Genomic DNA, 21662 nt, shown 5'->3' on the forward strand with positions numbered 1-21662 from the left:
CACCCTTCCTTAGCGCGCCGTCGAGGTGTAGGGCAGCAGCGCCATCTCACGGCTGTTCTTCACGGCCGTGGCGACGTCGCGCTGGTGCTGGGTGCAGTTGCCGGTGACCCGGCGGGCACGGATCTTGCCGCGGTCGGAAATGAACTTCCGCAGCAGGTTCGTGTCCTTGTAGTCGACGTAGTTGATCTTTTCCTTGCAGAAGACGCAAACCTTCTTCTTGGGCTTGCGCGCAGGCGGCTTCGCCATCGTCTCTCTCCTGTGCTCTCAAGAAGTGTGCGGCCGAGCCGCGCCCTCCCGGACGGTGCCTCGCGGCCCGCTCAGAAGGGCGGCTCGTCCGAGTAGCCGCCGCCACCGCCGGAGCCTCCGCCCCAGCCGCCGCCACCCTGACCGCCGCCGGCCGGAGCGCCGGTCGCCCAGGGGTCGCCCGCGGGGGCGCCGCCCTGCTGGCCGCCGGGACCGCCGGGGCCGCCCGGGCCGCCGGGGCCGGCACCCCAGCCGCCGCCACCCTGACCGCCGCGGCCGGTGGTCTTGGTGATCTTGGCGGTCGCGTTGCGCAGGCTGGCGCCGACCTCGTCGACGTCCAGCTCGTAGACCGTGCGCTTGATCCCCTCACGGTCCTCGTACGACCGCTGCTTGAGACGGCCCTGCACGACGACGCGCGTGCCCTTGGTCAGGGACTCGGCGACGTTCTCCGCCGCCTGCCGCCAGACCGAGCAGGTCAGGAAGAGGCTCTCGCCGTCCTTCCACTCGTTGGTCTGCCGGTCGAAGATGCGCGGGGTGGACGCGACGCGGAACTTCGCGACCGCCGCACCGGAGGGGGTGAAGCGCAGCTCGGGGTCGTCGACGAGATTGCCGACGACCGTGATGACGGTCTCGCCTGCCATGGGTGAACCTCTCGGCGTGCTGGCTGCTTGTTGCTACTCGGATCCCGAGCGCTGCTGAACCCGCGGGCTCAGTGCGTCTCGGGGCGGAGGACCTTGGTCCGGAGGACCGACTCGTTCAGGTTCATCTGGCGGTCGAGCTCCTTGACGACCGCGGGCTCGGCCTGCAGGTCGATGACCGAGTAGATGCCCTCGGGCTTCTTCTTGATCTCGTAGGAGAGACGACGACGGCCCCAGGTGTCGACCTTCTCGACCTTCCCCTTGCCCTCGCGGACGACGGACAGGAAGTTCTCGATCAGGGGGGAGACGGCACGCTCCTCGAGATCGGGGTCGAGGATGACCATCACCTCGTAGTGACGCATGCGGGAACCCACCTCCTCTGGACTCGGCGGCCACGGGCGTTCCGTGGCAGGAGGGTCGTGATGCGTGATCCGCACCGGGCGCGGTCCGGGTCGCCGGGGCACCGGGTGCAGACCGTACAGAGTACCCGCACCGGTGCTTCCGGTTGAAATCCGGTCCTCTCCGGCCGCAAGCTGGGGACGGCGGGTGTGAGGGACGTCACAGCGCGCAGGGGCGCGTGCCGTCCCGGCGCCCGCTTCCCTCCCGGGCGGGGAATCCGGCCCGGCCCGGGACCCGTCCGGCGCACGGAGGTGCTTCATGGCACAGGCGGCACAGCCCAGGCAGGGTCGGCGCGGACTGCGCGGACTGCTCAACTCCGACGGCCGGGCGCACCCGGTCGAGAACGGCTTCGCCGGGGTCACCGCGCTGCTCGGCGTGGTGGCGTTCGTGGCCGCGCTGCTCACTCAGGCGGGCACCGCCGAGCTGCATCTGCTCGCCTCCTGGGCGGGGCTGGCCGGGGTGCTGGCCGGGGGCTGGGGGCAGTACATCTCGGCGACCACCGGCGAGCGCTTCGTGGTGATCGTCGGCATGGGCGCGGCGGCCTTCGGGCTGTTCCTGGGCATGGCGAACGGCGGGTTGTTCGGCGGCCTGCTGGGCTGACCGCCGGGCGCGGCGCGGCCCCGCCGGGCCCCGGGGCCGCGGCGCGCACCACCGCTCCCCGGGGACGAACGGGGCGCTCCGCAGCGCAGTAGGCTTCCGGGCGAGCCTCTCCCCGGACCGGGTCCGGGGGTGCCCCCGTGAACCGCGCCGGAGGAGCGTCCCGCATGAGTCTGACCCTGAGGACCATCAGCCGCGAGCAGCATCTGGCGTACATCCAGAGCCTGCCGTCCGCGAGCCACTGCCAGGTGCCGGCGTGGGCGGACGTGAAGGGCGAGTGGCGGCCGGAGAACCTGGGCTGGTTCGACCGGGACGGCAGGCTGGTGGGCGCGGGGCTGGTGCTCTACCGGCAGCTCCCCAAGGTGAAGCGGTACCTGGCGTACCTGCCGGAGGGCCCGGTGATCAACTGGTACGCCCCGAATCTGGAGGAGTGGCTCCGGCCGATGCTGGCGCACCTGAAGCAGCAGGGCGCCTTCTCGGTGAAGATGGGCCCGCCGGTGGTGATCCGGCGCTGGGACGCGCCCGCCATCAAGAAGGGCATCCAGAACCCGGACGTGAAGCGGCTGCGGGACGTGGAGGCCACCCACATCGAGCCCCGTGCCTTCGAGGTGGCGGACCGGCTGCGGCGGATGGGCTGGCAGCAGGGGGAGGACGGCGGTGCCGGCTTCGGCGACGTGCAGCCGCGGTACGTCTTCCAGGTGCCGCTGGAGGGGCGGACGCTGGAGGAGGTCCACAAGGGCTTCAACCAGCTCTGGCGGCGCAACATCAAGAAGGCCGAGAAGGCGGGCGTCGAGGTCGTGCAGGGCGGCTACGACGATCTGCCCGAGTGGCAGCGGCTGTACGAGATCACCGCGGAGCGGGACCACTTCCGGCCGCGGCCGCTGGGCTACTTCCAGCGCATGTGGAAGGCGCTGAACGGCGAGGACCCGAACCGCATGCGGCTGTACTTCGCGACGCACGAGGGCGAGGCGGTCGCGGCCGCGACGATGCTGATCGTCGGCGGGCACGTCTGGTACTCGTACGGCGCCTCGGCCAACCACAAGCGTGAGGTGCGGCCGTCGAACGCGATGCAGTGGCGGATACTCCAGGACGCGTACGCCCTCGGCGCGAGCGTCTACGACCTGCGCGGCATCAGCGACTCGCTGGACGAGTCGGATCACCTCTTCGGGCTGATCCAGTTCAAGGTGGGAACCGGCGGGCAGGCTGCGGAGTATCTCGGCGAGTGGGACTTCCCGCTGAACAAGCTGCTGCACAAGGCCCTGGACATCTACATGTCGCGGCGCTGACCCGGCGGCACCGGGCGGGGCGGCCCGTCCGGCGGCCCCGGCCGGCGCGCTCGTCCCGCTTCACCGACCACCCTCACCCAGAAAGGTTCCGGACCGGCCATGGCGCTCACCCTCTACGTCGACACCGATCGCTGGCGGGCGCACCAGCAGTCGGTGCTCCAGCAGTTCCCCGGCATCGTCCCGGTCTGCAAGGGCAACGGCTACGGATTCGGCCACGAACGCCTGGCCGAGGAGGTCACCCGTTCCGGCTCCGACATGCTGGCGGTCGGCACCACCTACGAGGCCGCCCGTACCAAGGACTGGTTCGGGGGCGACCTGCTGGTGCTGACGCCGTACCGGCGGGACGAGGAGCCGGTGCCGCTGCCGGACCGGGTGGTCCGGACGGTCTCCTCGGTGGAGGGCGTGGGCCTGATGCGCGGGGCCCGGGTCGTCATCGAGGTGATGAGCAGCATGAAGCGGCACGGGGTCGCCGAGGAGGACCTGAGCCGGCTGCACACCGCGATCGACGAGGTGCGGCTGGAGGGCTTCGCGATCCATCTGCCGCTGGACCGCGCCGACGGGTCGGACGCGGTGGAGGAGGTCATCGGCTGGATGGACCGGCTGCGGGCCGCGCGGCTCCCGCTGCACACGATGTTCGTGAGCCATCTGAAGCCGGACGAGTTCACGCGGCTCCAGCAGCAGTTCCCGCAGACACGGTTCCGGGCGCGGATCGGGACCCGGCTGTGGCTCGGTGACCCGGGCGCGACCGAGTACCGCGGGGCGGTGCTGGACGTGACGCGGATCGCCAAGGGCGAGCGGTTCGGCTACCGGCAGTCCCGGTCGCCGGGCGACGGCTGGCTGGCGGTGGTCGCCGGCGGGACCTCGCACGGGGTGGGTCTGGAGGCGCCGAAGGCGCTGCACGGCATGACCTCGCGGGCGAAGGGCGTCGCGCGGGCCGGGCTGGCGACGGTGAACCGGAACCTGTCGCCGTTCGTCTGGGGGGATCGGCAGCGCTGGTTCGCGGAGCCGCCCCACATGCAGGTGTCGATCCTCTTCGTGCCGGAGGACGCGCCGGAGCCCAAGGTGGGCGAGGAGCTGGTGGCGCACCTGCGGCACACCACGACGACGGTGGACCGCACCGTCGACCGCTGACACGGGCGTACCGCGTGGCGCCCGGGCTGGGGCGCCCGGCGCCCCGGCCCGGCTCCGCGCGGGGAGGCCGGCGTGCGGCCCGCCGGGACGCACGCGGGGTCCGGGTGCCGGTGGCACCCGGACCCCGCGGTGTCACGGACGATGCCCCGCGCGCGGGGCCGAGCGGACGCCCCGGCCGCTCGGCCCGGGCGCGGTCAGCGCTCCGCCTTGCCCTGGATGAAGAGCTCGACGTTCTCCCGCGCCTCGTCGTCGTAGTACTGCACCGGCGGGGACTTCATGAAGTAGGACGACGCGGAGAGCACCGGCCCGCCGATGCCGCGGTCCTTGGCGATCTTCGCGGCGCGCAGCGCGTCGATGATGACGCCCGCGGAGTTCGGGGAGTCCCAGACCTCGAGCTTGTACTCCAGGTTCAGCGGGACGTCGCCGAAGGCACGGCCCTCCAGCCGGACGTACGCCCACTTGCGGTCGTCGAGCCAGCTCACGAAGTCGGAGGGGCCGATGTGGACGTTGTCGGCGCCCAGCTCACGGTCCCGGATCTGGGAGGTGACGGCCTGCGTCTTGGAGATCTTCTTGGACTCCAGGCGCTCGCGCTCGAGCATGTTCTTGAAGTCCATGTTGCCGCCGACGTTGAGCTGCATCGTGCGGTCCAGGATGACGCCGCGGTCCTCGAAGAGCTTGGCCATCACGCGGTGCGTGATGGTCGCGCCCACCTGGGACTTGATGTCGTCGCCGACGATCGGCACGCCCGCCTCGGTGAACTTGTCGGCCCACTCCTTGGTGCCGGCGATGAAGACCGGGAGGGCGTTCACGAAGGCGACGCCGGCGTCGATGGCGACCTGCGCGTAGTACTCGACGGCGGTCTGCGAGCCGACGGGCAGGTAGCACACCAGCACGTCGGCCTGGGCGTCCTTGAGGGCCCGGACGACGTCCACCGGCTCCTCGTCGGACTCCTCGATGGTCTCGCGGTAGTACTTGCCGAGGCCGTCGTGGGTGTGGCCGCGCTGGACCTGGACGCCGGTGCGGGGCACGTCGCAGATCTTGATGGTGTTGTTCTCGCTGGCGCCGATGGCGTCCGCGAGGTCCAGGCCGACCTTCTTGGCGTCCACGTCGAAGGCGGCGACGAACTCGATGTCGCTGATGTGGTAGTCGCCGAACTGGACGTGCATCAGGCCCGGGACCTTGGTGTCCCGGTCGGCGTCCTTGTAGTACTCGACGCCCTGCACCAGCGAGGCGGCGCAGTTGCCCACGCCGACGATGGCTACGCGAACCGAACCCATTCCGGTTGCTCCCTGTTTTTCTCGATGAGGCCCCGCGGGCGTGCGGAGCCTCAGTTGGTGTCCTCGGACGGATCCGGCGGGGTTCCACCCCGATGCCGGGGCAGACCGCCCGTGTCTTCTGTCCTGTCTTCACTCCGGCGCCCGTCCGGCGCGCCGGTGCGCCGGTCACGCCCGGCCCGCTCGCTCTCGATCAGCTCGGTGAGCCAGCGGACCTCGCGTTCCACGGACTCCATGCCGTGGCGCTGCAGCTCGAGGGTGTAGTCGTCCAGGCGCTCGCGGGTACGGGCGAGGGAGGCGCGCATCTTCGCGAGCCGCTCCTCCAGCCGGCTGCGGCGGCCCTCCAGGACCCGCATCCGGACGTCGCGCGAGGTCTGGCCGAAGAAGGCGAAGCGGATGCCGAAGTGCTCGTCCTCCCAGGCGTCGGGACCGCTCTGGGCGAGCAGCTCCTCGAAGTGCTCCTTGCCTTCGGCCGTGAGCCGGTAAACGATCTTCCCTCGTCGCCCGGCCAGCGGCGCCGCGAGGGGGTCCCCGGGCGGCGTGCCCGGCTCCTCGGTCAACCAGCCCTGCTGGACCAGCGTCTTGAGGCAGGGGTAGAGGGAGCCGTAGCTGAACGCCCGGAAGACGCCCAGTGAGGTGTTGAGCCGCTTCCGCAGCTCGTACCCGTGCATCGGAGACTCGCGCAGCAGGCCCAGGACGGCGAACTCGAGGATGCCGGAGCGTCTGCTCATGGTCCGCCGTCACCTCCCGTACGTCGCTCGCCGCCGTGTGCGCACCGGCCGTGCCCGGTGCGCTCCCGAGGGGCGGATGTACCGCCCCGATGTATCGACTCGATACATCACGACGATAGAACGCCGCCCCTCCCGCCACAAGAGCCGGGGGTGGGGGTACGGGAGTGAAGGGACGTACATCACTGATTCACACCGGGAGAGTCGCCCCGGATATGGGTGAATGTCCGCGTACGGGCTTTTTGCCGATGCGTAGTCTGTGCGCTGTGCAGACCACGACCGGGAACCGATCGGCGCCGCCGGGCGTCCTCGTCCTGGGTGAAGTGCGGCCCGCAGCAGGCCAGTCCGCGACGGGACGCGCTCGGGGGGACCAGAAGTCAACTGCCGCCTTCAGGCGCGAGCGCCGCCTGCCCGAGGAGTAGCTGTTCCACATGAGCGAGCACCGTCGTAAGCCGCCACAGGGGCGCGGCCGGCGTGCGGCGCAGCAGCCGCCGCAGCCCCAGCAGCCGCCGTACGGCCGGCGTGCCGCGCCGCCGCGGGACGCCACCACCGCGTCGTACGGACAGGGCCCCGTCTCCGGCCACGGGCAGGGGGCGTACAGCAGGGAGGGCCCCGACGAGCGCCCGTACGGCGGGCGCGCCGAGGCCCGGCGGGCCGCGCGCGGTGGTGGCCGGCGACGTGCCGCGGCCGCCTCCGCGGCGGGAGCCGGTGCGGCCGGCGGCCGCGCGGCGGCCCGCGGCCGGGCGGCACCGGCCGAGGTGAAGAAGCGCTTCATCGACTACCCCCGTGCGGGGAAGTACGGCTACAAGCGCTGGATGCCGTCCTGGAAGCAGGTGCTGGGCACCTTTGTGGCCTTCGCCGGCGCGATGATGGGCCTGGCGGGCATCGCCTACGCCATGGTGGAGGTGCCGGACATCAAGAAGACGACGGCCACCTCCGAGAAGAACGTCTACTACTGGGGAGACGGCACCCGGATGGTCACCGCCGGCGGCGGCGACCAGAACCGGCAGATCATCGATCTGGGGCAGATCCCGGACAGCATGGAGAACGCCGTGATCGCGGCGGAGAACGAGACCTTCTACGAGGACTCGGGCGTCGACCCGTTCGGCATCGCCCGCGCCGCCGTCCGGATGGCGATGGGCGGGGCCACGCAGTCCGGCTCGACGATCACCCAGCAGTACGTGAAGAACACCTACCTCTCCCAGGACCAGACGGTCACCCGCAAGGCCAAGGAACTCCTGATCTCCATCAAGGTCGACGCCCAGCTGGAGAAGGAGGAGATCCTGTCCGGCTACCTCAACACCGCCTACTACGGGCGCGGCGCCTACGGCATCCAGGCGGCCTCGCACGCCTACTACCGCAAGGATGCGAAGGACCTGAACCCGCGCCAGACGGCGTTCCTGGCGACGCTGCTGAACGGCCCGAACCTCTACGACCCGCACGGCGGCGAGGCCGGGCAGTCGGCCAAGGCCAACCGCGAACGGGCGGAGAAGCGCTGGGCGTGGATCCTGCGCCGCGAGGTGGAGACCGGCCGGATGGAGGCCTCCGAGCGGCAGGCCATCCTGGACAAGGGCTTCCCGATGCCCAAGCCGCCGCAGAAGGCGACCAACCTGCAGGGGCAGATCGGCTACCTGGTGCGGCAGGCCAACCAGGACCTGCTCTCCGACCCGGAGTCCGGCATCACCCAGCGGGAGCTGGACCAGGGCGGCTTCCAGATCTACACCACCTTCGACAAGAAGAAGGTGGAGGCGCTGGAGGAGACGGTCAAGAAGACCAGGAAGGAGAACCTCGACCCGGAGAAGGAGGAGAAGGACAAGTACGTCCAGTTCGGCGGCGCCACGGTGAAGCCGGACGACGGGGCCATCCTGGCGATCTACGGCGGCCAGGACGCGCTGACCAACTGGCAGAACAACGCGGGCTTCACCGGCGCCTCCGTCGGCTCGACCTTCAAGCCCTATGTGATGGCCGCCGCGATGCGGGACGGCGTACGCGACCCGGACGGCCCCGCGGACCAGGGCGCCGACATGCGGACCCCGGTCTCGCCGAAGAGCGTCTACAACGGCGACAACGAGATCAAGCTGCTCGAGTACGACGGCGACACCTGGCTGAACGAGGACGGCGAGGAGTGGCACCAGAAGAACGAGGGCGAGACGGACTACGGCCCCGTCACGCTGCGTGAGGCGATGCGGGTGTCCGCCAACACCCCGTTCATCCAGCTCGGCATGGACGTCGGCCTGCAGCAGGTCAAGGAGGCGGCGCTGGACGCCGGGCTCCAGGACGACAAGAACAAGCTGGCCGGCCTCACCCCGACGTTCTCCCTGGGCACCTCCGCGCCCAGCGCCATCGAGATGGCCAACAGCTACGCCACCTTCGCCAACAGCGGTGTCCGGGCGGAGACCTACTCGGTGAAGGAGGTCCGGGACGGCGCGAAGGTGCTCTACCGGCACCAGAAGAAGACCTCCCGGGCCTTCGAGTCGGCCGTGGCGGACAACATCACCAGCATGCTGGAGACCGTGGTCCAGGAGGGCACCGGCACCAAGGCGCTGGAGCTGGGCCGCCCGGCGGCCGGCAAGACCGGCACCACGGACGACAACAAGACCGCCTGGTTCTCCGGCTACACGCCGCAGCTCTCCACCGCGATCGGCATGTGGCGGTCCAACCCGGAGGACCCGAAGTTCCTGTCCATGTACGGCACCGCCGGGCTCGACCAGATCCACGGTGCGTCCTTCCCCGCGGAGATCTGGACCGAGTACATGGGCAAGGCGACCGAGGGGATGCCGAAGAAGGGCTTCCCGGAGCCGGAGGAGATCGGCGAGGAGGTGTGCAGCCACATCTCCTGTCAGGAGCCCTCGCCGAGCGCCACCCCCTCCGAGACCCCGTCGGAGACGCCGTCCGAGACCCCGTCCGAGACGCCGTCCGAGACCTCGCCCTCGCCCTCGCTGCCGACACCGACGGAGAGCTGCCGGTTCGCCTGGGAGTGCCAGGACGAGGGCACCACGCAGGGCACGGACGAAGGCACCACCGACGGGACCGACCAGGGCACCACCGAGGGCACGGACGAAGGCACGACCACCGGCACCGACCAGGGCAACAGCCAGGGCAACTCCGGCGGGGACGACGGCGGCGGGCTGTTCGGCGGCCCGTCCAGCGGGAGCGGCGGCCGCGAGGAGGAACCGCAGTAGCGCAGCCGCCCCCGACACCGGACGGCGTCCCGCGCCCCTGAAGCCCCCGCCGGGCGGACCCGGCGGGGGCTTCATGCGGCAGGATGGTGCGCCATGAGGAGCGAGCAGCACCCGGAGCACCCGGCCGGCACGGTCGTACGCCCGACGGAGCAGGACGAGGTCGCCGCGGCGGGCAGCGAGCTGATCGGCGGACCGGCCGGCCGGCGGGCCCGCACCGGCGGGTACTGGTGGACCCCGCTGCGGGTGGTCGCCCTGGTGATGCTGGGCATGTTCGCGCTGGGGATGGTGCAGAAGCTGCCCTGCTACAACGGCGGCTGGTTCTTCGGGCAGACCACCCAGTATGTGCACGCCTGCTACTCCGACATCCCGCACCTCTACCACGGGCGCGGCTTCGCCGACGGGCTGACCCCGTACTTCGACCGCATCCCGCGGGAGACCTCCGGCGGGATGGAGTATCTGGAGTATCCGGTGCTGACCGGGCTCTTCATGAAGGTCGCCGCCTGGATGACGCCCACCGGCGGCGGCCTCATGAAGCAGGAGCAGATCTACTGGCTGGTCAACGCCGGCATGCTGATGGTCTGCGCCGTGGTGCTCGCCGTCTGCGTGGCCCGCACCCACCGGCACCGCCCCTGGGACGCGCTGCTGGTGGCGCTGGCTCCGGCCCTCGCCCTCACCGCCACGATCAACTGGGATCTGCTGGCGGTTTCGCTGACCTCCGTCGGGATGCTGCTGTGGGCCCGCGGGCGTCCGCTGGGGGCAGGGGTGCTGCTCGGCCTGGCGACCGCGGCCAAGCTCTACCCGGCGCTGCTGCTCGGCCCGCTGCTGGTGCTCTGCTGGCGCGCCGGGCGGTTCCGTGCCTTCGGCACGGCCCTGGGCGGCGCCGCCTTCGCCTGGTCCTGCGTGAACGTGCCGGTGCTGCTGCCGGCACCGGAGGGCTGGGCGAAGTTCTACACCTTCAGCCAGGAACGGCCGGTGGACTTCGGCTCCCTCTGGCTGATCATCTCCCAGCGCTCCGGAGACCCGCTGGACGGCGTCAACAACTGGGCCATGCTGCTGATGGCCGCCGGCTGCGCCGGCATCGCCGCGCTGGCGTTCTGCGCGCCCCGGCGGCCGCGCTTCGCGCAGCTCGCCTTCCTCGTGCTGGCCCTCTTCGTGCTCACCAACAAGGTCTACTCGCCGCAGTACGTGCTGTGGCTGATCCCGCTCGCGGCACTGGCCCGGCCGAGGTGGCGGGACTTCCTCATCTGGCAGGCGGCCGAGGTGCTCTACTTCGTCGGCATCTGGATGTATCTGGCGTGGACGAGCGGCGGCGACAAGCACCAGGGGCTGCCCACCGAGGGCTACCAGCTCGTCATCGCCGCCCATCTGCTGGGCACGCTCTATCTCTGCGCGGTCGTGGTACGGGACGTGCTGTTGCCGGAGCGGGACGTCGTCCGCCGGGACGGCTCCGACGACCCCTCGGGGGGCGTACTGGACCGGGCCCCGGACCGGTTCGTGCTGGGACCGGCCGCCCGGGCGCACGGAGCCCACCGCACCGCCCCCGTGGCGCCCGGAGCACCGGCCGGGCACGACCGGGCGTACGTCCGCTGGGGGACGCCCTCGGCGGGCTGAGAGCGGCCTCGCGAGGTTTCACGTGAAACGAGTCCCCGGGAGCCGGGGGCTGCGCCATGGACCGCACGGTGATGTGTGAGGCTGTGCCCATGGCCTTCGTCGGTGATCTCCGCACCCTGCTGGGCTTCCCGGGATTCCGGCGCCTTCTCGCCACCCGGCTGCTCTCCCAGCTCGCCGACGGGGTCTTCCAGGTCGCACTGGCCACCCACGTGGTCTTCTCGCCCGAACGGGAGACCTCGGCAGGCGCCATCGCCTCGGCCATGGCCGTTCTGCTGCTCCCCTACTCCCTGCTCGGCCCCTTCGCCGGGGTGCTGCTCGACCGCTGGCGGCGGCGGCAGGTGCTCTTCCTGGGCAACCTGCTGCGCGCCCTGATGGCGGCGTGCACGGCCGCCCTCGTCCTCGGCGAAGCCCCGCAGTGGCTCTTCTATCTCTCCGCGCTCTCCGTCACCGCGGTGAACCGCTTCATCCTGGCCGGGCTCTCGGCCGCCCTGCCCCGGGTGGTGGACGAGGAGCGGCTGGTGATGGGCAACTCCCTCTCCCCGACCGCCGGCACGGTCGCGGCCACCGCCGGGGGCGGGGTCGCCTTCCTCGTGCGCCTGCTGGCCCCGGAGGGCGCCTCCGCCGACGCCCTGGTGGTGCTCGTCGGCGCCGGCGTCTATCTGGCCGCCGGGCTCTCCGCCCTGCGCATGCACCGGGACCTGCTCGGCCCCGAGCCCTCGCGGGTCCAGCCGCACCTCGGCGCCGCCCTCGTCTCCACCGCCCGCGGCCTGGTCGCCGGGCTCCGTCATCTCGCGCAGCGCCGGACAGCCGCGGGAGCGCTCGGCGCCATGGCGCTGATGCGCTTCTGCTACGGGGGGCTGACGGTGATGGTGCTGATGCTGAGCCGCTACGCCTGGGGCGACGGCACCCCCGGGGACGAGCAGGGGCTGCGCTGGCTCGGCGCCGCGGTGGTGGTCTCCGGACTGGGCTTCCTGAGCGCCGCGCTGCTGACGCCGCCGGGTGTGGGACGGCTGCGGGAGCTGGGCTGGATGGCCCTCTGCGCGGGGGCGGCGGCGGTGCTGGAACCCGCGCTGGGGTTGCCGTTCGCGCCGGTGCCGATGCTGCTGGCGGCCTTCGTGCTGGGGCTGGTCACCCAGGGCTCGAAGATCGCCACGGACACCGTCGTCCAGTCCGAGGTGGACGACGCCTACCGGGGACGGGTGTTCTCCCTCTACGACATGCTCTTCAACGTCGCCTTCGTCGGCGCGGCCGGTGTCGCGGCGCTCATGCTCCCCCCGGACGGGCGCTCGGTCGCTCTGGTGGTGACGGTGGCGGCGCTCTATGCCGGGACCGCGCTGGCCCTGCTGCGTTTCCGGCACCTCCGGCAGGCCGCCTGAGCCCTCCCGTCACCACGGTGCACCACCCCCGATGCACGCCTCCCCGAAGGTCTCCGTGGCGCAACGACTGTCACATGCCAGGCACAGACCGACCCTGACGCCCCGTGCACCGGTCCTTATCGATAACTTACACAGGTCACATCGCACGCTGATGCGATTCATGCCATTCAACGAGGGGACCCCCGCATGACCACTCCGTCGACTCCGCAGGGCCAGAACCCGTACGGCCAGCAGCCCGCCGGCCCGCCGCAGGGCAACCCGTACGGTCAGCAGCAGCCGTACGGACAGAACCCGTACGGCCAGCAGCCCGCCGGCGGATTCCCCGGCGGGGCTCCTGTCCCGCCGGCTCCGCCCGCCCAGGGCGGTGGCAAGAAGAAGGCCATCGGCGGCATCGTCGGCGGCGTGGTCGTGCTGGCGCTCGCCATCGGGGGCTGGATAGCCGGCCAGGACGACGCCGACCAGGCCGAGGCCGGCGACTGCGTCGTCAACAACGGCACCTCGTTCAAGCCGGACGTCGAGGTCGTGGAGTGCGGCACGGCCAAGGCCGAGTTCGAGGTCGTCGAGAAGCACGACGGCGAGGGCACCTGCGACCGCACCAAGTACGCCGAGTACACCGAGACGAAGGGGAGCGACACCCTCTTCACGCTCTGCCTCAAGCCGGTGAGCGGCTCCGGCAGCTGAAGGGCACCGGAACGGCACCTGCGGGGGGCCGTGTGCTCACGGTCCACGTTTCACGTGAAACACGGCCCCCACGCGCTCCCGGGCCCGCCGGGTCACTCCTGCGCGGCCCACCACTCCTTCAGGGCCGCGACCGCAGCGTCCCGCTCCATCGGGCCGTGCTCCAGCCGCAGCTCCAGCAGATGCCGGTAGGCCCTGCCGACCTCCGGCCCGGGCCCGATGCCGAGGATCTCCATGATCTCGTTGCCGTCGAGGTCGGGCCGGATCGCCTCCAGCTCCTCCTGCTCCTGCAACCGCGCGATCCGCTCCTCCAGCCCGTCATAGGCGCGGGAGAGGGCCTGCGCCTTGCGCTTGTTCCGCGTGGTGCAGTCGGAGCGGGTCAGCTTGTGCAGCCGGTCCAGCAGCGGCCCCGCGTCCCGCACGTAGCGGCGCACGGCCGAGTCGGTCCACTCCCCGGTTCCGTAGCCGTGGAAGCGCAGATGCAGCTCCACCAGCCGGGACACGTCCTTGACCAGCTCGCCGGAGTACTTGAGCGCGGTCATCCGCTTCCGGGTCATCTTGGCGCCCACCACCTCGTGGTGGTGGAAGGAGACCCGGCCGTCCTTCTCGAAGCGGCGGGTACGCGGCTTGCCGATGTCGTGCAGCAGCGCCGCCAGGCGGAGGGTGAGGTCGGGACCGTTCTCCTCCAGGTCGATCGCCTGCTCCAGGACGGTCAACGAGTGCTCGTAGACGTCCTTGTGCCGGTGGTGCTCGTCCCGTTCCAGCCGCAGTGCGGGGATCTCCGGCACCACGTGCCCCGCGAGACCGGAGTCCACCAGCAGTCGCAGCCCCTTCCGGGGATGGGCGGAGAGCACCAGCTTGTTGAGCTCGTCCCGCACCCGCTCGGCCGAGACGATCTCGATCCGGTCGGCCATCGCCTTCATCGCCGCGAACACGTCGTGCGCCACCGTGAAGTCGAGCTGCGCGGCGAACCGCGCCGCCCGCATCATCCGCAGCGGGTCGTCGGAGAAGGAGTCCTCCGGAGCGGCGGGCGTACGGAGTATCCGGCGGGCCAGATCCTCCAGGCCACCGTGCGGGTCGACGAACCGCTTCTCCGGCAGCGCCACCGCCATCGCATTGACCGTGAAGTCCCGGCGGACCAGATCCTCCTCGATCGAATCGCCGTAGGCGACCTCGGGCTTGCGGGAACTGCGGTCGTACGCCTCGGAACGGTAGGTGGTGATCTCGATCTGGAACTCCTGCCCCGTGTCCCCGGCCCGCTTCAGGCAGCCCACCGTCCCGAAGGCGATCCCGACGTCCCATACCGCGTCCGCCCAGGGACGCACCAGGGCGAGCACGTCCTCGGGCCGGGCGTCGGTCGTGAAGTCCAGGTCGTTTCCCAGCCGGCCCAGCAGCGCGTCCCGTACGGAGCCGCCCACCAGGGCCAGGCGGTGTCCGGCCTCCTCGAATCGGCGGGCGAGGTCGTCGGCGACCGGCGAGACGCGCAGCAGCTCGCTCACGGCGCGGCGCTGCACCTCGCTCAGCTCCTGGGCGACGGGCTGTGCGGGCGGTGCGGGCTGGGCAGCCCGCCGGCTGTCATCGTTGGGGTTCGGCACGACAGAACAGGGTACGTCGAACCGTCCGCCACCGTGCCGGCCGTCCCCCGGGCCCCGTCCCCGGCGAGGCGGATGCCGCGGCACTTCGCGGACGTGCCCCTCGTTACCATCGGGGGTCCAGAAACACCACCACACCCACGACGGATCGACGGGACGGGAAGCGCGTGGCCAAGGCGGACAAGCAGGGGTACCGGACCGCTCCCGTCCGCCGCCGACTGCGGAGCGGCATGGTGACGCTGCTGACCGTCGTCCCGGTGCTCGGCGGGACGCTGCCCGCCGCAGCGGCCCCCGCGGGGGGGCCGGCCGCCTCCGGTGCCCCGGCCGCCGCCCGCCCCGCGGCCGCCGCCGACCGCGCCGCCGCGGCTCCCGCCGCCCCCGGCACCCACCCGGCCGCGCCCAGCGACTCCCGGACGGCGCACATCTCCCTCAACGGGGTCACCCCCCAGGTGCCCGGCAAGGGCGACACCGTCACGATCTCCGGCACGGTCACCAACCGGAGCGACACCACGCTCACCGAGGGGCACATCGGGCTGCGCGTCGGCCCGGCGCTGAACAGCCGCAGCAGCATCGAGCAGGCGGCCCGGCGCACCGGCTACCTCTCCGGGGCCGACGCCCCGGAGCTGGACGGTCACGAGGCGGAGATCGGCACACTGAAGCCCGGTATCACCCGCTCGTTCCGCCTCCGGGTGCCGGTGGCGGACCTGGGGCTGAGCGAGAGCGGGGTCTATCAGCTCGGAGTCTCCCTCGGCGCACAGACCCGGGCCCGCCCCTACGAGCAGGTGCTGGGCATCGGGCGGACCTTCCTGCCCTGGCAGCCGGAGGAGCCGGCCGAGAAGACCCGGCTCACCTTCCTCTGGCCGCTGGTCGCCGACTCCCACCTCACGGCGCGTACCGGGTCCGACGAACAGCAGACCCCCGTCTTCCGCAACGACGACCTGGCCGAGGCCGTCGCGCCCGGCGGACGGCTCCAGCGGATGGTCGCGCTCGGCGCCGACCTGCCGATCACCTGGGTCGTCGACCCCGACCTGCTGGCCAGCGTGGAGGCCATGACCGGGAAGTACGAGGTACGGACCGGGAACGGCGACACGGTGCCCGGCAAGGGCCAGGAGGCCGCCAACGACTGGCTCAGCTCCCTCCAGGACGCGGTGGAGGGCGAGGACGTCGTCGCGCTGCCCTTCGGCGACCCGGACCTCGCCTCCCTCGCCCACCAGGGCAAGCAGGTACCGGGCACCATCGGGGGCCTGGGCCCCGCCACCCGGCTGGCGCGCACCACCGTGGACTCCATCCTGCACACCGAGCCCAGCACGGACTTCGCGTGGCCGGTCGAGGGTGCGCTCGACACCTCCGTCGTCGACGTGGCCACCTCCGCGGGCGCGCACAACGTCATCGCCCGCAGCGACACCTTCGGGACCAGCGAGAGCATCCCCTACACCCCGACCGCCGCCCGGCCCGTCGGCGGCGGCACCACGGCGGTGGTCGCCGACCACCGGCTCTCCACCGCGTTCGACGGCGACCTCGCCCGGGCCGACGCCGCCACCGGAGCGGTGCAGCGGTTCCTGGCCCACACCCTGTCGATCACCCAGCAGGTACCGTCCCGGCAGCGCAGCATCGTGGTGGCCCCGCAGCGGCAGCCGACGGCCTCCCAGGCGCAGACCATGGCCACCGCGCTCCGCGCCCTCGACGGCGCCGGCCGGGGTGCCTGGACCCAGCACACCGGGCTGGCGGCCGCCGCCAAGGCCAAGCCCGACCCGGCGGCGCACCGCACGGTGCCGGGCCCCGGCGCCTACCCGCAGCGGCTGCGCGCGCAGGAGCTGCCCGAGACGGCCTTCACTCAGCTCCAGGAGACCCAGGCCAAGCTCGAGGACTTCGCCGGGATCCTCTCCCAGGAGGACCGCGTGGTGCCCCCGTTCCAGACGGCCATGCACCGTGCGCTCTCCACCTCCTGGCGTGGCGAGGCAGAGCAGGCGGCGGAGTACCGCGCGGCCATGCAGGACCACCTCGTCAGCCTCACCCGGAAGGTGAAGCTGATCGACAAGTCCGACCTCACCCTGTCCGGGCGCAGCGCCACCATTCCCGTGACCGTGCAGAACAACCTGCTGCAGGGCGTGGACGGGCTGCGGCTGAAGCTCACCTCCAGCCGCAGCATCGGCCTGCGTATCCAGGACGACATGCAGCAGGTCGTGGTCGACGGCGGGCACAGCCAGTCCGTCACCTTCGACACCTCGGCCAAGGCCAACGGCCGGACCACCCTCACCGCACAGCTCTACACCGAGGAGGGCAAGCCGTACGGGCCGGCGATGACGTTCCGCGTGAAGGTCACCTCGATCACCTCCACGGTGCTGCTGGTCATCGCGGGCGGCGTGCTGCTGGTGGTGCTGGCCGGCATCCGGATGTACACCCAGCGCAAGCGGAACGGGACGGCCCCCGACCCGGACGCCCCGCTGGAACCGGCCCCGGGTGCCGCACCGTCCTCCGGAGCGGAGGACGCACACCGTACGCAGGAAGGCCCGGCCGCGCAGGAGACGGCCGGGGATCTGGACGGCCGGCCGGATGAGCGGCCCGAGGACACCACCGCGGGAAGCACGCCCCCGCGGGACACGGGTGAGAAAGTGGACCGTTGAGTCAGCCGGGCGACCAGGGCAGGGGTACGAACCGATGAACGCGCCGTACGACGGTGACCGTGAGCAGCATCGCGGTGGCGAGTCCCCTCCGGACCCGTACGCCGCGAACCCGTACGTCCCGGACCCGTACGCGCAGGGGACGCATGCGCAGGGCCCGTACACCCCGGACCCCTACACCCCGGACCCCTACACCCCGGACCCGTACGCCCCGGACGCCCGCGGCCGGGACACGGACGGGCCGTACGGCGACGACCCCGCCACCTTCCGCTTCACCGGCGTCGACGAGCTGCTCAGCCGGCCGCGCGGCGAGGACGGCCGCCCGCGGACCACCCCGTCCGCTCCCGGCGCCCCCTCCGCCGCCCCGGGCACGCCCGCTGCCGGGGACCCCTTCGCCCATCTCTACCGCGACCAGGGACAGACGCACGGCCGCCCCGGCGGGACGCCGTACGACCCGCCGCAGGACCCGCGGTACGCGCCGCACCCGCAGGCCGCCCAGCCCCCGCAGCACGGTCCGCCCCCGCAGCAGGGCGGCCACCCGCCGTACCCCCCGCAGCAGCGCCCGCCCGGCGGCCCGCCGCCCGCCGTCCCCGAGCACGGTGCCGAGCCGCCCGCCGCGGAGTACCCCGCCCCACCGGACGCCCCTCCGGACGCCCCGGAGGCGGTGGGGCCGACCGAACCCACCGAACCCACGGGGCCCACCGAGCCCGCACCGGCCCGCCGCGGCGGAGGCAAGGCCGCCGGGCTCCTCAGATCCAGCGCGATCATGGCCGCCGGCACCATGGTGTCGCGCCTCACCGGATTCATCCGCTCCGCGCTCGTGGTCGTCGCCCTCGGCGCCACCACGCTCGGCGACTCCTACCAGCTCGCCATCACGCTGCCCACGATGCTCTACATCCTGACCGTGGGCGGCGGCCTCAACTCCGTCTTCGTCCCGCAGCTCGTGCGCGCCATGAAGAACGACGAGGACGGCGGCGAGGCCTACGCCAACCGCCTGCTCACCCTCGTCGCCGTGATCCTCGGCGCCCTCGCCGTCCTGGCCGTGCTCGCCGCCCCGCTGCTGGTCCGGATGATGTCGGTGAAGATCGCCGACAGCCCGCAGGCCAACGACGTGGCCGTGACCTTCGTCCGCTACTGCCTGCCCTCGATCTTCTTCATGGGCATCCACGTGGTCATGGGCCAGGTCCTGAACGCCCGCGGCCGCTTCGGCGCGATGATGTGGACCCCCGTCCTCAACAACGTCGTCATCATCTTCACCGTCGGCCTCTTCCTCGGGGTCTACGGCACCGCCGCCACCTCCGGGATGGACGTGGGGGAGATCCCGCCGGAGGGCGTCCGGCTCCTCGGTGCCGGCACCCTGCTCGGGCTGGTGGTGCAGGCGCTCGCGATGATCCCCTACCTGCGGGCGGCCGGGTTCCGCATCCGCCCCCGCTTCGACTGGCGCGGCCACGGACTCGGGAAGGCCGCCAGGCTCGCCAAGTGGACCATCCTCTTCGTCCTCGCCAATCAGGCGGGCGTGCTGGTGGTCTCCCAGCTCTCCACCTGGGCCGGCGATGTGGCCGCCGACGGCGGCCATCCCGGCACCGGCTTCATCGCCTACTCCAACGCCCAGCTCATCTGGACCATGCCGCACGCGATCATCACCGTCTCGGTGATGGCCGCGCTGCTGCCCCGGCTCTCCCGCTCGGCACACGACGGCGACACCGGCGCCGTCCGCGACGACATCTCCCAGGGTCTGCGGAACTCCGCGGTCGCCATCGTGCCCATCGCCTTCGGCCTGCTCGCCCTCGGCATCCCGATGTGCCTCTTCATCTACGGGTCCGCCGGCACCGCGGACGCCCGGTCGATGGGCTACATGCTCATGGCGTTCGGCCTCGGACTCGTCCCCTACTCCGTGCAGTACGTCGTGCTGCGCGCCTTCTACGCGTACGAGGACACCCGCACGCCCTTCTACAACACCGTCATCGTCGCCGCGGTGAACGCCGCCGCCTCCGGGCTCTGCTTCCTGCTGCTGCCCGCCCGCTGGGCCGTCGTCGGCATGGCAGCCTCCTACGGGCTGGCCTACGCCATCGGCGTCGGGGTGGCCTGGCGCCGGCTGCGCCGCAAGCTCGGCGGCGACCTGGACGGCGCCCACGTGGTGCGGACCTACGCCCGGCTCGCCGGGGCCAGCCTGCCCGCCGCGCTCGCCGCGGGCGGCGCGGCCTGGGCCCTCCTGCGCGCGCTCGGCAACGGCTACCTGGGATCCACCGCCGCGTTGCTGGCCGGCGGCCTGGTCCTCTCCGGGGTCTTCGTGCTGGCCGCGAAACGCATGCGGATCGCGGAGATGACCGCCATGCTCGGTATGGTTCGGGCCCGCCTCGGCAGGTGACTCGTGCACACATGGTCCGCAACGCCCGGCGCGGAAATCCCGCCCTCTCGCCCCGCGGGGCGCAACCATCGGGCGTCGCCGCGTGTCGTGCACAGTGGCGGACCGTAGGCACAATGTCCCTGGGCTGATTCCGAATCCGGCTGCAATGGAATGGGGAGGCAGGAACGACGGTGGCGGAACGGAGCACGGCTGCCGTCGACGTGGCCAAGACGAGCGGTGAGGAGAAGCCGCTGTCCGAGAAGGCGTCGGACGAGGCCACGGCCGACGGTGGGGCCGAAGGGCACAGCCGAGACGAGAAGAACGCCACCGCGGCGGGCGAGGAGGCCGCGCCGCGGACCGAGGCCCCCGAGCTGCACAGCGGCCACAAGCTCGCGAGACGCTACCGCCTCGAGGAGTGTGTCACCCGACTGGACGGCTTCAGCAGTTGGCGTGCGGTCGACGAGAAGCTCCGCCGCGCCGTCGGCATCCACGTCCTCCCCGCCCGGCACCCACGCGCCCGCCCCGTGCTGGCCGCCGCCCGCTCCGCGGCGCTCCTCGGCGACCCCCGGTTCGTCCAGGTCCTCGACGCCGTCGAGAACGACGACCTGGTCTACGTCGTCCACGAATGGCTCCCCGACGCCACCCCGCTCAGCGAGGTCCTCGCCACCGGGCCGCTGCCCGCCCATGAGGCGTACCAGCTCGTCGGCCAGCTCGCCCAAGGGCTCGCCGCCGCCCACCGGGAAGGCCTGGCCCACCTCCGGATCTCCCCCTCCTCCGTGCTGCGCACCAGCACCGGGCAGTACCGGGTCCGCGGACTGGCCGTCGGCGCCGCGCTGCGCGGCACCCGCAGCGAGCACCCACAGCGCACGGACACCGAGGCCATCGGCGCCGTGCTCTACGCGGCACTGACCCAGCGCTGGCCGTACGAGACGGACGCCTACGGGCTGAGCGGCGTCGGCGCCCTGGCCAAGGGCTCCCTCGTCGCACCCGACCAGGTACGCGCCGGAGTCCACCGGGGCCTCTCCGAACTGGCCATGCGCGCCCTGGTCAACGACGGCGCCACCGCCTCCCGCCAGGAGCAGCCCTGCGCCACCCCGGAGGAGCTGGCCGAGGCGGTGGCCGCCATGCCGCGCGTCCCGCAGCCCGAGCCCGCCTTCACCGCGCCGCCGGCCTACGAGCGCACCACCTACCAGCGCGGCTCCTATGTCAACGGTGCCGGCCCGGGCCCCCGGCGCGGCGGCCCCGCGGCCCCTCCACCGGGCTCCGCGACACCGCCTGCTCTCCCCGGGCGCGCGGGGAAGGCGCTGAAGTGGGGCGTCTCCACCCTTCTCATCGCCGCGCTGGGCCTGGGCTCCTGGCAGATCTCCGACGCCCTCATGCACGGCGGCACCCACAGCTCCTCTTCCGGCGACGACCAGCCGCGCGAGACGGGCCGTCCCTCGCAGCCGGACGCCCAGACCAGGCCGCTGAACATCGCCGGCTCCGCCGAGTACCAACCGGACGGCAGCTTCCAGGACGCCGAGGACGTCTCCCTGAGCCACGACGGAGACCTCGCGACCCTGTGGCGCACCAAGTCCTACCGGGACGGACCACAGCTCAGCCCCTACAAGGAGGGGGTGGGCATCGTGTACGACCTCGGTGACCGCAGCCAGCTCCACGCGCTGACGGTCAAGCTCCACTACGCGGGGGCACACACTGCGCTCTCGCTCTACGCGGCCGACTCGCTCGACCCCTCCACTCCGCTGAGCTCGCTGCGCAAGCTCGCCTCGACCCGGACGTCGTCGGACTCGGCGACGCTCGAACTGTCCCGGCCGCAGTCCGTCCGGCACGTCGTCCTGTGGCTGACGGCGTTGCCGAAGGCACCGTCGGACGACTTCAGCAGTTCCGGTTACAAGCAGGGAGTCTCGGAGGTCACGTTCACCGGCGAGTGACGGCGACCGACGGCGGGAGGGAAGAGGC

General features: G+C 72.2%; 16 protein-coding genes. 10 read left to right on the plus strand and 6 right to left on the minus strand.

Going from position 1 to position 21662, the window contains the following annotated elements; all coding sequences use genetic code 11:
* Window positions 1-9 precede the first annotated feature (9 nt).
* The 3 genes from rpsR to rpsF form a co-directional block, all read right to left on the minus strand.
* On the minus strand, window positions 10-246 hold the full coding sequence (gene rpsR / locus HOY81_RS03645) for a 30S ribosomal protein S18 (RefSeq protein WP_028438380.1): 237 nt from the start codon (window positions 244-246) through the stop codon (window positions 10-12).
* A gap of 71 nt (window positions 247-317) precedes the next feature.
* Entirely contained in the window at window positions 318-884 is a 567-nt protein-coding gene (locus tag HOY81_RS03650) for a single-stranded DNA-binding protein (protein WP_237317997.1), read from the minus strand.
* Between the two features lie 68 nt (window positions 885-952).
* Window positions 953-1243 (minus strand): 30S ribosomal protein S6, encoded by a 291-nt coding sequence (rpsF, locus tag HOY81_RS03655; protein ID WP_237317999.1) that lies wholly within the window; start codon window positions 1241-1243, stop codon window positions 953-955.
* Between the two features lie 295 nt (window positions 1244-1538).
* On the opposite strand from rpsF, the gene HOY81_RS03660 reads away from it, so the two are divergent.
* The 3 genes from HOY81_RS03660 (at window position 1539) to HOY81_RS03670 (ending at window position 4294) form a co-directional block, all read left to right on the plus strand.
* The gene (locus HOY81_RS03660; RefSeq protein ID WP_237318001.1) at window positions 1539-1880 is read left to right on the plus strand and encodes a hypothetical protein; all 342 of its coding nucleotides are present in this window, start codon (window positions 1539-1541) and stop codon (window positions 1878-1880) included.
* 164 nt (window positions 1881-2044) lie between these two features.
* A complete protein-coding gene (locus HOY81_RS03665; protein WP_237318003.1) occupies window positions 2045-3163 on the plus strand; it encodes a peptidoglycan bridge formation glycyltransferase FemA/FemB family protein in 1119 nt (372 codons plus the stop codon).
* A gap of 99 nt (window positions 3164-3262) precedes the next feature.
* Entirely contained in the window at window positions 3263-4294 is a 1032-nt protein-coding gene (locus tag HOY81_RS03670; protein WP_237318006.1) for an alanine racemase, read from the plus strand.
* Between the two features lie 194 nt (window positions 4295-4488).
* Here the strand turns inward: HOY81_RS03670 and HOY81_RS03675 are convergent, their stop codons facing one another.
* Entirely contained in the window at window positions 4489-5571 is a 1083-nt protein-coding gene (locus HOY81_RS03675) for an inositol-3-phosphate synthase (protein ID WP_237318007.1), read from the minus strand.
* A gap of 50 nt (window positions 5572-5621) precedes the next feature.
* The gene (locus tag HOY81_RS03680; RefSeq protein WP_237318009.1) at window positions 5622-6299 is read right to left on the minus strand and encodes a PadR family transcriptional regulator; all 678 of its coding nucleotides are present in this window, start codon (window positions 6297-6299) and stop codon (window positions 5622-5624) included.
* Between the two features lie 428 nt (window positions 6300-6727).
* Between HOY81_RS03680 and HOY81_RS03685 the strand changes: the two genes are divergently transcribed.
* The 4 genes from HOY81_RS03685 to HOY81_RS03700 all read left to right on the plus strand — a co-directional run bounded on the left by HOY81_RS03685 (window position 6728) and on the right by HOY81_RS03700 (window position 13146).
* Window positions 6728-9478, plus strand: a complete 2751-nt coding sequence (locus tag HOY81_RS03685; RefSeq protein ID WP_237318011.1) for a transglycosylase domain-containing protein — start codon at window positions 6728-6730, stop codon at window positions 9476-9478.
* Between the two features lie 93 nt (window positions 9479-9571).
* Window positions 9572-11089, plus strand: a complete 1518-nt coding sequence (locus tag HOY81_RS03690; RefSeq protein ID WP_237318013.1) for a glycosyltransferase family 87 protein — start codon at window positions 9572-9574, stop codon at window positions 11087-11089.
* 89 nt (window positions 11090-11178) lie between these two features.
* Window positions 11179-12465: an MFS transporter gene (locus HOY81_RS03695; RefSeq protein WP_237318016.1), complete on the plus strand. Its 1287-nt coding sequence runs from the start codon at window positions 11179-11181 to the stop codon at window positions 12463-12465.
* A 186-nt stretch (window positions 12466-12651) separates the two neighbouring features.
* Window positions 12652-13146: a hypothetical protein gene (locus HOY81_RS03700; protein ID WP_237318018.1), complete on the plus strand. Its 495-nt coding sequence runs from the start codon at window positions 12652-12654 to the stop codon at window positions 13144-13146.
* A 92-nt stretch (window positions 13147-13238) separates the two neighbouring features.
* On the opposite strand, the gene HOY81_RS03705 is transcribed toward HOY81_RS03700, so the two are convergent.
* Window positions 13239-14666 carry a CCA tRNA nucleotidyltransferase gene (locus HOY81_RS03705; RefSeq protein ID WP_237318092.1) on the minus strand — a complete coding sequence of 476 codons (1428 nt, stop codon included), beginning with the start codon at window positions 14664-14666 and terminating at the stop codon, window positions 13239-13241.
* Window positions 14667-14902: 236 nt separating this feature from the next.
* On the opposite strand from HOY81_RS03705, the gene HOY81_RS03710 reads away from it, so the two are divergent.
* From HOY81_RS03710 to HOY81_RS03720, 3 genes are all read left to right on the plus strand, one after another.
* Window positions 14903-17359 (plus strand): DUF6049 family protein, encoded by a 2457-nt coding sequence (locus HOY81_RS03710; RefSeq protein ID WP_308340947.1) that lies wholly within the window; start codon window positions 14903-14905, stop codon window positions 17357-17359.
* Window positions 17360-17393: 34 nt separating this feature from the next.
* Window positions 17394-19724, plus strand: a complete 2331-nt coding sequence (gene murJ, locus HOY81_RS03715; RefSeq protein WP_237318020.1) for a murein biosynthesis integral membrane protein MurJ — start codon at window positions 17394-17396, stop codon at window positions 19722-19724.
* Between the two features lie 170 nt (window positions 19725-19894).
* Window positions 19895-21634 carry a protein kinase family protein gene (locus tag HOY81_RS03720; protein WP_237318022.1) on the plus strand — a complete coding sequence of 580 codons (1740 nt, stop codon included), beginning with the start codon at window positions 19895-19897 and terminating at the stop codon, window positions 21632-21634.
* The last annotated feature ends 28 nt before the right edge of the window (window positions 21635-21662 follow it).

The organism is Streptomyces sp. JJ36 (genome assembly GCF_021696945.1).
In the GTDB taxonomy this organism is placed as follows: Bacteria; Actinomycetota; Actinomycetes; order Streptomycetales; family Streptomycetaceae; genus Streptomyces.

Excerpts from the sequence above, each read along its gene's own strand:
- HOY81_RS03700 (WP_237318018.1), top strand. The coding sequence starts at position 12,652 with ATGACCACTCCGTCGACTCCGCAGGGCCAGAACCCGTACGGCCAGCAG.
- HOY81_RS03650 (WP_237317997.1), bottom strand. The coding sequence starts at position 884 with ATGGCAGGCGAGACCGTCATCACGGTCGTCGGCAATCTCGTCGACGAC.
- HOY81_RS03670 (WP_237318006.1), top strand. The coding sequence starts at position 3,263 with ATGGCGCTCACCCTCTACGTCGACACCGATCGCTGGCGGGCGCACCAG.
- HOY81_RS03680 (WP_237318009.1), bottom strand. The coding sequence starts at position 6,299 with ATGAGCAGACGCTCCGGCATCCTCGAGTTCGCCGTCCTGGGCCTGCTG.
- HOY81_RS03660 (WP_237318001.1), top strand. The coding sequence starts at position 1,539 with ATGGCACAGGCGGCACAGCCCAGGCAGGGTCGGCGCGGACTGCGCGGA.
- murJ (WP_237318020.1), top strand. The coding sequence starts at position 17,394 with ATGAACGCGCCGTACGACGGTGACCGTGAGCAGCATCGCGGTGGCGAG.
- rpsF (WP_237317999.1), bottom strand. The coding sequence starts at position 1,243 with ATGCGTCACTACGAGGTGATGGTCATCCTCGACCCCGATCTCGAGGAG.
- HOY81_RS03695 (WP_237318016.1), top strand. The coding sequence starts at position 11,179 with ATGGCCTTCGTCGGTGATCTCCGCACCCTGCTGGGCTTCCCGGGATTC.
- HOY81_RS03685 (WP_237318011.1), top strand. The coding sequence starts at position 6,728 with ATGAGCGAGCACCGTCGTAAGCCGCCACAGGGGCGCGGCCGGCGTGCG.
- rpsR (WP_028438380.1), bottom strand. The coding sequence starts at position 246 with ATGGCGAAGCCGCCTGCGCGCAAGCCCAAGAAGAAGGTTTGCGTCTTC.
- HOY81_RS03675 (WP_237318007.1), bottom strand. The coding sequence starts at position 5,571 with ATGGGTTCGGTTCGCGTAGCCATCGTCGGCGTGGGCAACTGCGCCGCC.
- HOY81_RS03665 (WP_237318003.1), top strand. The coding sequence starts at position 2,045 with ATGAGTCTGACCCTGAGGACCATCAGCCGCGAGCAGCATCTGGCGTAC.
- HOY81_RS03690 (WP_237318013.1), top strand. The coding sequence starts at position 9,572 with ATGAGGAGCGAGCAGCACCCGGAGCACCCGGCCGGCACGGTCGTACGC.